The sequence below is a fragment of the Pontibacter ummariensis genome (assembly GCF_900188175.1).
Classification (GTDB): Bacteria; Bacteroidota; Bacteroidia; order Cytophagales; family Hymenobacteraceae; genus Pontibacter; species Pontibacter ummariensis.
On the sequence record NZ_FZOQ01000031.1, the window covers coordinates 23,133 to 35,244 of the forward strand.

Genomic DNA, 12,112 nt, shown 5'->3' on the forward strand with positions numbered 1-12,112 from the left:
CGTTACCACTTATAAGACGCGCCTGCCTGGAATCTGGCTCCGTTTGCTCTGGTGAAGTTATCGTCGCGCCCGTACCAGTATGCCTGCGGCAGGTAGTATGCCTTGTCCAGCAGATTCTCGACACCCAAGTTTAGGCTCAGCTTGTCCGTTGCTTTGTAAGAGGCGGCTAAATTGAAAACATCGAACGCCTTCACCGGTCCCTGGCCTGAGCTATAGGCGCCTTTGGCGTTGCGCTCAAACCTGTCGCGCTCCCCTGAGTAGATCCACTGCAGGCTGAGATTCAGATTTTGCGTAGGCCTCAGATTAAGGTAAGAGGTGAACTTGAACGGTGGGATGCGCAGGCTCGTCAGGTACTTGTCCTCACCGTTGGTATATTCGCCATTGTTGTCAATATCCGCCTTTCCCTCGCTATAAGAGGCGTTGGCACCCAGTGTGAGCTTCTCCGACAGGAACAGGTCCACCAGGGCCTCGAAGCCCGCCACGCGCTCCGGCGCGCGCTCAATCTCATACACGCCCTGCTCATTAGCGACCAGGTTGGCGCCCAGCTTGGAAGTGCTGATGAAGTAGGCCCCACTGAAAGAGGCGATGCCTAGCTGACTGTGGAAGCCCGCTTCGTAGTTATTGACGATCACCGGCTCCAGGTTCATCTGCGAAATAAAGTCTTCCTTGGCGCCACGCACGTAGCGGCCTACATCTATCATGGAGAAACCCTGTGAGTAGCTGACAAAAGGTTTGAAATAATCCAACGCCGAATAGCGGAGGCCAGCGTTGAAGGTGTTGGCGTTGAACTCAAGCCTGCCGCCCTGCACGTAATCGCCGCCTGCACCACTGGCCAGCACTAATTGCTGGAAGTCTTCAACAGTGACAGACACATTATCAAAGCGGTAACCAGCCTTAAAGTTAAGGTGCTGCAGGATGTCTAGCTGCAGCTGTGCGTAAGGGGCGAGGTTCTTCAGGTCCATCTCGGGCACCCACGTACGCCCGTCTACCAGAGGCTGTGAGGTTACGTCGTTAAGGTAGTCCGCTCCGTAAGCAACACTACCGCTTAAGGCACGTCCCAGGCTAAAGGGGGTATTCAGATTCAGGCGCACACCTTTCTTGCTGGACTTAATGGAGGACTGTCCTCCGTTCTGGAAGTAAGGAGTGTAACCGTAAACCGTAAAGAAGCTCTGCATGTAGGCGCTCAGCTCCAGATTAGTATTTAGGAAGAGGTTCTTGCCGATGTAGCGCAGCTGCGCGTTGTGGTTATACTTGGTGCCTTCCGGTTCGCCCAGCACTTCACCCCTCACTCCGATGGTTGGCGTCTCTCCGTACTTGCCCGGTTGCAGCACGTAGTCTGACTCTTGCCGGCTGCCGAAGTAGTTGTACATAGCCTCCACGCGGTGGCCGGAGCTAAAGTTATAGCCGGCTTTGGCAAATCCGTTGTACAGGTTTGTCTCTCCCAGCCCATAAACGGGTGAAATCACTTCCCCCTCTCCGTCGCGCATCACGCCTGTCTTCTCGTAAGTGCCACTGGCCACGTAGTCAAAATTCTTGAGCTTACCGGAGAACTGCTGGGAAACCCGCCCCCCGAAGGTACCATTCGGGTGAAAGAGCATGCCTGTTCCTGCAAGAGAGGTGGAGGCACTAAAAGGTTTGCTGGTACTCGGCTGCTTCGTGATATAGTTAATCAGACCACCGTCGGCGCCGTTACCGTACACGGCAGTCGCTCCTTTCACTATCTCTATGCGCTCAATGGCGGCAGGGTCAATGGTGCGCACGTCACGGCTGCCATTGCGTAAGGGCGTAGACTGAGGAATGCCGTCCACCATGATCAGCACATTCCTTCCCCGTAGTGTCTGTCCCACGTTGCTGGTGGTATTGCTCTGAAGGGCTAGTCCGGGAACGGTATTTGCCAGTATCCTGGAAACATCAGTATTGATCTGTGACTGCAACTGCAACGTGCGCGAGTCAATCACGTGTACAGAGGCAGGCGTCTCGTCCAGGGTCTCCACTGAGCGGCTTGCTGACACCACCACTTCCTCAAGGGTACCGGCGCTTGGCTGCAGGACAAAGGCTAGGTCCAGTTCATCACCGGCCTGCAAAGTAATTGGTTGACGCACTGGCTTGTACCCCACTCCGCCCACACGGAGGGTGTAGGTTCCTGGCTTGATGTTGCGGAGGACGAATGCTCCAGCAGCATCTGTGTTCGTACCGAGCACCGTACCCTCCAGCGCTACTGTTAGGGATTCCAGGACTTGCCCCTCCGCGGAAGTAACTTTTCCGGACAGGGAAGCGTTCTGGCTTTGTGCCCGCCCTACGGATAAGGCGAAAAACCACAGAAACAGGAGTAAATATTTTTGCATGCAGTCGTTGTTTAGAATGATTATTGATAAGCCAAAAGTAGGCGCTGCTCCTTTACGGGACAAATTTTATTTAAACTAATTCTAAACAACAATAGAGCGAAGGGATCCCGGCTTAGCAGTACATGCCTTGAAATTGCGGTGTATGAAGACTTATTAGCGGCCCAGAACTGGTTAATGCTCTAGTAAGCAACATGCCTGTTAAAGCGATGTGTCCTGTGGGGGCACACCTGTTGTGAAGGCTCCTGGGTCTTCCTGCCAGATGAGTTGTATGCTACCCGGACGTGAAGTGTTTTGCCGTATCTGCGCTTCTTGGTGCAATGCGCTGTCTTATGATTACCTTTCAAAGAAAAGAAGCACCTATCTACTGCAGATACGGTGCTTCTTATTTCTTCCTCTATGGGAGCTGTGCCTCGGCCTTCAGATAGCCTTTGATATATGACACAGGATCCTCCAGGTGCTTGGGTAGCTTTACCTCTGGGGCGATACCAGCTTTGTCTACCGATGTTTCGGGCAGGCGTGTCGAACGGGAACTTGGGATGCCGACCAGGTAGGGCATGCTAGGCAACGGTAGTTCTGTTACGTTGGCGTAATCCAAGGCTCCTTTTGTGTTACTGGTCCCGAACGTGGTTACCTTGTCGCTTTGAAGGGCGTAGAGTAGAAACTGCTCGGCAGCGCTTGCACATTTCTGGTCCTGTATAACCGCTATGCGAACCGGTGTCTTGCTTACTGACTCGTATGTTGCCACCGACTTCTCCTCTCCAAATGGCACAAACTGTCCTGGCCTTGCCTTTAGCGTCGCAACAAGCTCCTCTACCACTTTCCTGGTATTTGCAGGAATCTCTTCCTGAAGCAGCGCCTCGAAATTCGCTATGTTGTCTTCTGAGGCGAGGAACTCAACTCCATGTACTTCATAAGGGCGGGTATACATCAGGGGTAGCAAACCGAAGTAAGGGCGGTCTCCTCCCCCGCCGTTTCCCCGAATATCAATAATGAGCTGGGGCGTTGGGCTGTCTTTAAAAGCTGCCACCAAGCTGTCTATAGCTTTAATGTGTCTGATACTAAAGGAAGGAAGCACGAGCAGTGCTGTTTGCTCGTCCAGCCGTGCTAAATTTGGCTGCTTTACTACAGCCGGGGTGAGCGGTTTAGGCGCAGCTTTATCCTGGGGCGATAAGTAGACATGCCCGTCATGGAAGGTGTTGAGCCAACCGGTGATAACCTCAGCGCAACTGTCAGTTGTAGCTGCTTTTCTGGCCTTTCGTTCCGTCTTTGCCTTCAGTCTGGCATAGGCCTTCTTCTCTGAAGCGGGAACCTTATCCGGAAACCTAGCATAGTTCATTTCCAGCTTTTGGACCACGTAGTCAAAGTTCTCTGGGCAATTGCATTGCTGGGCGTTTGCGGCCACACTAAGTGCACAAACAAGCAAGGCCGTACAGATGCTTTTATTCATGTAGGTCTTAATCAAAGTAAGTAATTGATGAGATCAGCACCTGTGATATAAGCCTTCTTCATTGGGTAATTCAGGTCTTAATACTGAAGGGAACAAGCTTAAGGCTCCTCCTAAAGGCTTTCTAAGCTAAGTGCAGGCGCTGGAGAACACTCTGCTAAATTCTGTTGCCCTTCGCACGGTCGAAGACAAGGTAATCGACCATGCGCCAGTTGACACCATCCTTGCTCAGTTCAAAGGTCATTTTAAAGGAATCTTCTGAGAGCCTCTCATAAATAAAGTGCTGCCACATGGTGCCGCCCTGTGGGTGCTCTTGCTGGTTTGTCAGTACCAACTTGCCGTTTCGCCAGCCATCCCCTGTAAACTTCCGGCTCCCACCAAGGCTGTCAAATATATAAGCAACAAATTCCCCGGTCTGCTGGTCTGTTCCCCACCAGGATGTAGCCTTATATGAATTGGGCGCCCGATCGATGTGTTCGTACTCTATCCAGCTACTGTCTAGAGAAGCTTTAAAAGACAGGTCTGCGGATATAGGTTTGCCACTAGCAAATTCCCCCTCACCCGACCATGACCCGGCAAAGTATTCCAGCACTTCTTTCGATGGTTTTTTTACAGGTCTTTGCTGTGCCTGTAATTGCAGTGCCCCTAAGACAAGGGCAGCGGTAAGCATAACTTTTTTCATAGTTTTAGGGCTGATGTATTGTGCAGCAAATATGTTTAAAATCTGTTTTAATTGGGTATAGTAGCTTTCTAAAAAAAGCATCTAACTTTCGACTGAAAGAGTCAGAAGTTAGATGCTTTTAGTTTTGCACCTTTAAGCCAGGAGTTAGGTTCATGACAGCTCCCAAACGCTGAGCACCCGTGATAAAGCAAACGAAGGCGCAAAGCTCCACGATTTCTTTGTCGGAGAAGACCTCCCGGAGCACCTCAAAATGGCCGTCGTTAATACTCAAGTGGTCCAGCAGGAACAGTTCCGCAAAAGCACTTGCCAGTTCCTCCCGCTGGTTCAGGTTCTCTGTTTTGGGCTTGCCTTTCGCCATGCAGTACTGACACTGGTTTCCGAAAGCAAGGGTACGACGCACCTGCTCAAGTAGCTCAGGGCTTAAACCGGTACAGGTAAAGAAGGTCTCCTCTAAGCCGGCCCACTTTTGCATTAGGTCCTGGTTATACCCTAAGAGTTTTTGGAAAGGAGTCTCACCATTGGGAGACAGGTTAATTCTTGTTTTCATGTGTCTTATTTTGTTTCTGCAAATTTCAGGAAAACAGCCTCCCCTCTTACTTTAAAATCCACAGTTCTTACTACCTTTCCTTTTGGAAACAAAGGGATTTTAGGGGCTTTGGTTTTGTAAATGATGGATAAGCTAAATTGGTCGATATTAAAGCTACTGCAGGAGAATGCCAGACTCTCTTATGTGGAGATTGGAAAGCAAGTAGGCCTTTCTGCCCCAGCAGTGGCCGAACGCATAGCTCGCATGGAAGAAAAAGGACTGATTGAACATTACAGGGCTTGCTTAAACCTAAGTGAAATAGGCCTTCCCTTAACAGCTTTTGTTTCCCTAAAAGTACGCGTAGGCAAACTGGATGAATTACTTCGCCTGGTGCCAGATCTTCCAGAGATCTACGAGTGCCATCGGGTAACAGGAAATGAGTGCCTGATCATGAAAGCAGCCCTGAGAAGCCCCGCGCAACTAGAGCAACTGATCAACAAGCTGATGGAATATGGAGAGCCAACTACTTCCGTTATTCTGTCTAGTCCTGTCAGCCATAAGGTCTTTCAAGATCCCAGGGCTGCCTTAAGCGAATAAGAGGTGTTAGGGGCAATGCCAAATTGTTGTAGAACTCAGCTTGGCTACTATTTAAGGAAGCAAATCGGGTAAGAAGGCATACGCCCCCCTTGTCGCTTCCTAAACGTTCCAAAACGCCAGCTTGCCTGTTATATCCTGATGATGTTGCTCACTACAAGCCTCTTTGTAATTATCAAACGCACATTTCCTGCCTATGTCCAGTTTAAATTCTGGATCGGATAACTGCTCAACGAGTTCCTGAGCCATTCTGATTTTCTGATCTGCGTTAATGCCACTCAACCAGTTGTCTAACCCGAAGCCCTTTATTGTTAAATACTTCATGATGACAGAGGCATTGTAAAACTGTACCGGTTCCTGGCTCAGCAAGCCGTACAAAATAATACTCCCATTAGCCTCGACACAGTCAAATAAACTTGTACCAATGCTACCGCCTACTGCGTCCAATGCTACTTTTACACCTTTGCCAGCTGTTAGGCTTCGTACTTTTTCCACCCATGTACTCTCCAGCACGTCTAACACAGCCGTAGCACCTAAGGCTAATGGTCCGTCTCATCCTTCTTTCCTCGGGTGGCCGCTATCACATGAATACCTCTTTTCCGGGCCAACTGTATGATAACCCTGGAAACCGTGGAATTTCCCGCAGTTAACAAAAGCCAGCTGTTTTCCTGAACCTTCGCCTGTTCCAGTAATGCCCACGCCGTAATCTGGTTCAAAGCGAACTGGCAAGCCTTCTCTAATGGAAACGCCTTTGGCAAAATATAAAGTTTTTCAACGGGCACGGAGACAAATTCAGCCCAGCAGCCGCGGTGTCGGAAAGAAACAAGGGATCCGACAGGCACTTTTCCCGCTTTGTCCGCCTGCACCACGACCCCTGCTCCCTCTAATCCTGCAATCTGAGGAAGGACCGGCTGCACCCTGTATCTGCCATGTATGAATATGTAATCTGCCGGACTCACGGGGCTTGCTGCTACTTTAACCAGCACCTCGTTTTCCTGAGGTGTGGGCTTATGACTGTCGCCAAATTCAAGAACAGCCTGCGGGGCCCCGAATGCTTTAAAGTGTAACGATTTCATTCTTTTACATTATAGTCTAAGGCAGGGCTCTAACACGGATTAGTCTCGTATGGCCTGTTAATTCACTTTCCAAAAGTAGAAAATCTTTTAAAGATACAGACCTGTCTGTTTACAAAGGTTTACATATACTTGCCGATGTCTCCTTTACCTAAAGAAACAAGTAATGCTGCTTCCGGGCTCTGTCGAGTGATCCTCAGGGACATCATCCTTACCCCAAAGCAAGCAAGTGGTCTACCAGTAAGCGGCCGTCACCATCAACGTCTATGATTTTTGCATCTTTCGAGAGGCTGATCTGCTTCAAGAAGTCCAGCTACGAAGTTGGTGCCGGCTGGTACCCCTCACCTCCGCTTTTTACTTTAATCTCAAAAAACTCTGCTTTCCTTTGCCTGTCACTTTTAGTCACTTTTACTTACCTAACTTTAAGTGTTAGTTCCGTTTTAGTTGATGATCAAGACTCGTATAATTGTCTATGTCGTTTTTGTTTGAGTATATTAAAAAGGTCAAAGCCCGAGAGCTTGGGGTAGATGAGGTAAGGCTTCATCTATTTTACCTGGACTACTTGTGCAAATCAGATGCTGCCGTTGAAAGAAAAAGTAAGCTTGTCCGTAAGAAGCTAAACGCCAGGCTACATGAACTAAAGGAAGTTAGCAGATGATAATATGGCTGATAGTCGTTTACCTGATAAACCCAGCCGCTCTAAGCAAAAAGCAATTTTCTGTTATACTTAATTCAACAGCCCTCGACAATGCTCTAAATCATGGTGGGCTTGCTTGCGCTTCCAGAAGATTGAAATCCACTTTCTATTTAGTAACAGGTTTGAAGTAAGGGCTATTTGTTACTCTTTTGGCAACTCTATGTAAAAAGTAGTTCCCTCGTTTTCCGCGCTCTCGAACCAGATTCTTCCCTTGTGCCACTCCACGATTGTTTTGATGATGCTCATGCCCAGCCCGGTGGAAGGTTCCCCTTTCAGCCCCTCGCGCCTGGCTGGCGTGAACCTCTCAAACAGCTCGTCATGGTAGCGGTCCGGAATACCAATACCGTTGTCCTTTACCGTAATCAGCACCGTTGCCTCCTGTTCGCTTATGTCAACTACTATCACGCCATTATCACGCGTGAACTTGATAGCGTTCGATATAAGGTTGTTGATCACCTGCATGAACTTATTCTGGTCGAGGTTAACATAAAGTTTCTCGCTGGAAGAAGTGAACTGGAACTCCTTTTTAATAAGGTCCTCCCCGTCTCCATACTGTTCCATCACCTCTTTCACCTTCTCTATCAGGTTGACGCGCCTCTTGATCACACCCGTATTGGAGGAGGAGAGAAACTCCTGTTCCACGAAGTCTCTGATCATACGGATGCTCTTCTCGCTACTGTCTCGGATTATCCTTATCACGTTGTCAACCTGGCTGTTCTCATACTCCCTGGTGTAGTCGGAGAGCAAGCCCGCCAAGCCCTGTATGTTGGCGATGGGACCAGCCAGGTCATGGGAGAGGATCTCCAGGATAGAGTTCTTCTTGGCAGCAAACTTTTGCAGGTTGGCGATGTTGTCCTTGGCAACGGTGATGTCCTCTACTATGCCAGCGATAAGCCGCTTTCCTTGCTGATCAGTGACTAGCTTCGGGTTAAGCAGCATCCAGGAGACGGATTTGTCAGGCAGGATGATTCGAAACTCTACGTCATACTTTATGATGCCATCCAGTAGTTCCCGGTACTCCTTTACAAGATAATCCCTGTCGTCAGGATGAACGGTGTCCAAGATGATGCTCGGATTTGCTAAAACACTCTCCCTCGTCCTGTTCCACAGGTAGGGAAAAGCAGTGTTAAGATGGGTGAATGAACCTGAGTCCACATCATAAGAGAAGAGAACCTTGCCTGTCTGCCTTATTAGTTCTTCGAATACCTGGTAATTGCTGCTTTCGTCCATTCATTGAAGGTACAGTTGTACTACCTGTTTACTACAAGTGCTCAAGTTGCGTTGCGGTAGCTCTTTTTCCCTTGCTTGGACAGACAAAGCTTGCCCACGTTGTTTCGCCCTACAAAAGGGAAGGAAGACACAGGGGGTAAAGAGTCTCTGAGATTGGACATGATCCGACACCGTTATTTCTATAAATTGTTTTTTTGCTAAGCAAACGCAATAACTTTATGAAACCCTTTGAAACAGGGGGGTTATACTATAACGCTATCGCAGCTGTTATAGCAATGCACTACCTTGACAACCTAACTAACCATGCGTACACTGCTAATAAAAACAAACGTTTTCTTTGCACGTGGCTTTTATGGATGGCCATTAGCTCATGTTTCAAGGTTAAGAAACCTTCCAATAAATCATAGTAAGCTTATTGTCAAGTTTGGTGAGTTTCCTTACTATTACAGTAGCGCATTATTAACCACTACTCACTTCAAGCTGGAACTTTCGGGGATAGGTTGCACATGAGTTTATGACTACAAGCCTATAAAATTCAAAAAGCGGTTCGAGCACATGCCCAAACCACTTTTTATCTCAACTATTGGTCTTAGCATTTCAAAATGAATCACTTAGTTGTCGTTCATCAACCTTTGGAATTCCTCTACAAAAAGCCCCACATGATAGCCATCCGCTAAGCCGTGATGCACGTGTACGGAGACAGGCATTGTCCTGACACCGCGCTTCTCTGTCACTTTCCCAAAGGAGACTTTCGGACAACTATCTGAAAAGGTGAAACTCCTTGCGTGGGATATAGATGTAAACTCCATCCAGGGAATGGCGGAAAAGTGAATTACATTCTTTCCTGAAACGGCAGGTATCAATCCCTCTGATTGCTGCACACCCTTTATAATTTCATTTGCCTTCTCATAGAAGTTGCCTTCATCTTCCTCATAGTCCATATAGGCAAAGCCAAATGTATGGTCTGCTCTGCTGATTGTTGAAGAAGCGTTCACCTGCTCGAAAACATACACTTTACCGTTGATGGTGCGATAGCGAAACGCCTCCACAGTGTTCGCTGCCTGTAAAGCCCTATACAGGTAGTATAGGAAGAAAGACTGGTTATTCTTCTTTACTTGTTCATAAGCCTTCGTGCAGTCAATCTGAATTGTTATACCGAAGAACGGCTCTTCAAATTGTGAGAAGAAAAGATAATGGTCTTTTCTATTCCAATCTGATATGTTTATCTCTTTTTTCATCATGTTAAATATGGTATTATCTCACTTATGGCATTTAACTCTATCAGATTTGGATGCTCTAGCGTACGCTCGTGTTGCTCGTGCGTCCACGTGGTGTGATAAGGCACATGAGCCGCATAGCCTTGCAACTCCAAAACAGGAAGCACATCCGGCTTGATGGAGTTTTCAATCATCAAGAACTTCTCAGGCACGCAGTCCAGGTGTTTTAACAGCTTCTGATAATCAGAGGCTTTCTTGTCGCTCATAATCTCTATATGGTGAAAGTAATTTTCAAGTACCGACTGCTTCAGCTTTCTCTCCTGGTCCAGTAAATCCCCTTTGGTCACCATCACCAACCTGTACTCCCCGAGAAGCAAGTCCAGCACCTCTTCGACCCCCTCTAACAATTCATTGGGCTTTAGCAGCAACTCCTGCCCCAACTGAATGACTTCATCGATTAGTCTGAAATTCGCCTTACCGTTGGAGACCCTGTAAGCAGTCTCTATCATGCAGAGCATGAATCCCTTAATGCCATACCCGTACAGGTGCAGGTTCTTCATTTCAGTCTTGAATAATTGCTGAGAGGTCGAATGATGCGGCAGGAAGTCTTCCAGCAAGGCGCAGAACTTGCGCTCTGTCTCCTGAAAGTAGGGATCATTTACCCGAAGTGTGTCGTCAGCGTCAAAGGCGATAGTCTTTATTTTGTTTATCATCCTTACTTCTGTACTTTTTCAACTGCAAAATTCATTGAAGCCTTTATTAGTAGAAAGGACATTTGTCCTAATAAGAAAATATGCTGCGGACGAATATTTCTTCCCTGTCATTTATCGAGCGTCTCCACGCGAAAAAGGAGCATAATGGAAGCCTTACGCTAGAGACATTTCCAGCAGGAGACTTGCTGTTGAAACAGGGAGAAAAAGCCACTAAGGTATTAATTGTAAAAACTGGTATCACAAAATGCTTTTTCAGCGAGGAAAACGGCAAGGATTATATCCTCGAGTTTTTAGGAGAAGGAGAAATCGTAGGAGAGATTGAATTTCTCAGGCAGATTAAATGCTTATGTAGTGTTGAAGCTGTAACAAAGGTTGAGGCATATGCCATCGCAGTACCTTTTTTCAGTAACCTGTTAGAAATTAACCTTGAATTGAATAAACTACTGTTGGACGAGTTGGCTGAGCGGATAATCAATACAAGAGTAGCAGGGCATCTTTTCAACAGCTATACACGGTTGAACATGGGCTAAAGAAACTGCTTCAACTCCAATCCAAGTTAAATATCAACACCTCAAAAGAAGACATGGCTGCTTATTTAGGAGTTACGCTTAGGAGCCTGAACAGGACTTTGAAGAATGTAGTGTAAACTCTGCTTCTCTTGCACTCACCCATCAAGACCAATACTTGGAATACACCTACTTCCTCTTATATGCTCTCTGAGCAGAACACTACACTTTTTGCAGTACCAGATAGACGTTCTAATGTTTTGTTGACTTTTACAGGGGGGGTGGGTAGCGGCTGGAGCAGAAAAACCTGGTTTGTGCGAAGCCGAATTGTTTGGGTGGTGTATTGTTTGGTAATTCTATAAAAGCAAAAATATCTACATCATTTAAATATAGGCAACTCTTTTAATGCTGAATAGGGGCCGCTTGTTGGTGTACCCAACAAACTCCAAAACATTTCCCTCAGAGTCATAAAAAAGTACTTCCCTACACCATTTTCTACCGCCTCTCCTACATCCACCCATTCTCATGTAATTCCTACGAACAAGTTTAAATTTTGCGTTTCGAAGCTGGGGCAGGAAGCAATATGTTTGTTAGCCTAAACTTTCTTATCGGTCGCCAGAGAGTTAAGCTGGTCGGGCTGTCGGTATCTAGGACAAGAAGTTTAGTATCTTGCTCATCCCAAACCACACCAAATACCAGCTTTTCCTGATACTGCTAAATTGATGCACCTACATCTGAAACACTAACCTTTTCTCTACTTAACTTTCATTAGCAGTACCACCTGTCAAATACAGCTTTTTATAATAAGCAAAACCACTGAATTACTCGAAGTAGGATAACAGACTTGCCACACTAATTCCTTTAACTTAGAATACAAAGGATGGAAAGAAATTTAGTCAACCTGGCTGAAATGAAAAGAAGTGTCAAATTAGTATTTCAGATCCACTTTAAGTTAGATGAGCAGTTGAGTCAATTTTTGTACTATGTCGTAGTTTTTACACTGCAAGCTAATAATAGAATCCTTGCCATTTCATGTAGTTAAGCACTACACCGATGTGATGTTTTAACTTAACAGTGCCTAGATA

At 47.0% G+C, this 12,112-nt stretch carries 10 protein-coding genes and 1 pseudogene; 2 read left to right on the top strand and 9 right to left on the bottom strand.

Annotation, left to right across the window (positions count from 1 at the left end; genetic code table 11):
• Nucleotides 1-2: 2 nt before the first annotated feature.
• The 4 genes from CHB92_RS22510 to CHB92_RS22525 form a co-directional block, all read right to left on the bottom strand.
• The gene (locus tag CHB92_RS22510; RefSeq protein WP_089321499.1) at nucleotides 3-2,345 is read right to left on the bottom strand and encodes a TonB-dependent receptor; all 2,343 of its coding nucleotides are present in this window, start codon (nucleotides 2,343-2,345) and stop codon (nucleotides 3-5) included.
• 394 nt (nucleotides 2,346-2,739) lie between these two features.
• Nucleotides 2,740-3,792, bottom strand: coding sequence for a S41 family peptidase (locus tag CHB92_RS22515; protein WP_089321500.1), 1,053 nt, complete (start codon nucleotides 3,790-3,792; stop codon nucleotides 2,740-2,742).
• A 154-nt stretch (nucleotides 3,793-3,946) separates the two neighbouring features.
• On the bottom strand, nucleotides 3,947-4,471 hold the full coding sequence (locus CHB92_RS22520; RefSeq protein ID WP_144266371.1) for a hypothetical protein: 525 nt from the start codon (nucleotides 4,469-4,471) through the stop codon (nucleotides 3,947-3,949).
• Nucleotides 4,472-4,589: 118 nt separating this feature from the next.
• A complete protein-coding gene (locus CHB92_RS22525; protein WP_089321502.1) occupies nucleotides 4,590-5,018 on the bottom strand; it encodes a carboxymuconolactone decarboxylase family protein in 429 nt (142 codons plus the stop codon).
• 120 nt (nucleotides 5,019-5,138) lie between these two features.
• Here CHB92_RS22525 and CHB92_RS22530 point away from each other — a divergent pair, with 120 nt between their 5' ends.
• Nucleotides 5,139-5,594 carry an Lrp/AsnC family transcriptional regulator gene (locus CHB92_RS22530; RefSeq protein ID WP_089321503.1) on the top strand — a complete coding sequence of 152 codons (456 nt, stop codon included), beginning with the start codon at nucleotides 5,139-5,141 and terminating at the stop codon, nucleotides 5,592-5,594.
• Nucleotides 5,595-5,693: 99 nt separating this feature from the next.
• On the opposite strand, the pseudogene CHB92_RS22535 reads toward CHB92_RS22530, so the two are convergent.
• The 5 genes and pseudogenes from CHB92_RS22535 to CHB92_RS22560 all read right to left on the bottom strand — a co-directional run.
• Nucleotides 5,694-6,119: pseudogene (locus CHB92_RS22535) on the bottom strand (zinc-binding dehydrogenase); the annotation flags it as partial.
• Between the two features lie 11 nt (nucleotides 6,120-6,130).
• The gene (locus CHB92_RS22540; RefSeq protein ID WP_089321505.1) at nucleotides 6,131-6,667 is read right to left on the bottom strand and encodes a quinone oxidoreductase family protein; all 537 of its coding nucleotides are present in this window, start codon (nucleotides 6,665-6,667) and stop codon (nucleotides 6,131-6,133) included.
• 835 nt (nucleotides 6,668-7,502) lie between these two features.
• Nucleotides 7,503-8,591 carry a PAS domain-containing sensor histidine kinase gene (locus CHB92_RS22550; RefSeq protein ID WP_089321507.1) on the bottom strand — a complete coding sequence of 363 codons (1,089 nt, stop codon included), beginning with the start codon at nucleotides 8,589-8,591 and terminating at the stop codon, nucleotides 7,503-7,505.
• Between the two features lie 611 nt (nucleotides 8,592-9,202).
• On the bottom strand, nucleotides 9,203-9,832 hold the full coding sequence (locus CHB92_RS22555) for a chloramphenicol acetyltransferase (RefSeq protein ID WP_245842828.1): 630 nt from the start codon (nucleotides 9,830-9,832) through the stop codon (nucleotides 9,203-9,205).
• Entirely contained in the window at nucleotides 9,829-10,521 is a 693-nt protein-coding gene (locus CHB92_RS22560; protein WP_089321509.1) for an HAD family hydrolase, read from the bottom strand. The genes CHB92_RS22555 and CHB92_RS22560 overlap by 4 nt, the downstream gene beginning before the upstream one ends.
• 80 nt (nucleotides 10,522-10,601) lie before the next feature.
• Here CHB92_RS22560 and CHB92_RS22565 point away from each other — a divergent pair, with 80 nt between their 5' ends.
• Complete coding sequence (locus CHB92_RS22565) at nucleotides 10,602-11,051, top strand: Crp/Fnr family transcriptional regulator (RefSeq protein WP_218824297.1); 450 nt, start codon at nucleotides 10,602-10,604, stop codon at nucleotides 11,049-11,051.
• The last annotated feature ends 1,061 nt before the right edge of the window (nucleotides 11,052-12,112 follow it).

What these genes read in the sequence shown, in the direction of transcription:
- CHB92_RS22510 (WP_089321499.1), bottom strand. Translation starts at nt 2,345, where the DNA reads ATGCAAAAATATTTACTCCTGTTTCTGTGGTTTTTCGCCTTATCCGTA.
- CHB92_RS22515 (WP_089321500.1), bottom strand. Translation starts at nt 3,792, where the DNA reads ATGAATAAAAGCATCTGTACGGCCTTGCTTGTTTGTGCACTTAGTGTG.
- CHB92_RS22520 (WP_144266371.1), bottom strand. Translation starts at nt 4,471, where the DNA reads ATGAAAAAAGTTATGCTTACCGCTGCCCTTGTCTTAGGGGCACTGCAA.
- CHB92_RS22525 (WP_089321502.1), bottom strand. Translation starts at nt 5,018, where the DNA reads ATGAAAACAAGAATTAACCTGTCTCCCAATGGTGAGACTCCTTTCCAA.
- CHB92_RS22530 (WP_089321503.1), top strand. Translation starts at nt 5,139, where the DNA reads ATGATGGATAAGCTAAATTGGTCGATATTAAAGCTACTGCAGGAGAAT.
- CHB92_RS22540 (WP_089321505.1), bottom strand. Translation starts at nt 6,667, where the DNA reads ATGAAATCGTTACACTTTAAAGCATTCGGGGCCCCGCAGGCTGTTCTT.
- CHB92_RS22550 (WP_089321507.1), bottom strand. Translation starts at nt 8,591, where the DNA reads ATGGACGAAAGCAGCAATTACCAGGTATTCGAAGAACTAATAAGGCAG.
- CHB92_RS22555 (WP_245842828.1), bottom strand. Translation starts at nt 9,832, where the DNA reads ATGATGAAAAAAGAGATAAACATATCAGATTGGAATAGAAAAGACCAT.
- CHB92_RS22560 (WP_089321509.1), bottom strand. Translation starts at nt 10,521, where the DNA reads ATGATAAACAAAATAAAGACTATCGCCTTTGACGCTGACGACACACTT.
- CHB92_RS22565 (WP_218824297.1), top strand. Translation starts at nt 10,602, where the DNA reads ATGCTGCGGACGAATATTTCTTCCCTGTCATTTATCGAGCGTCTCCAC.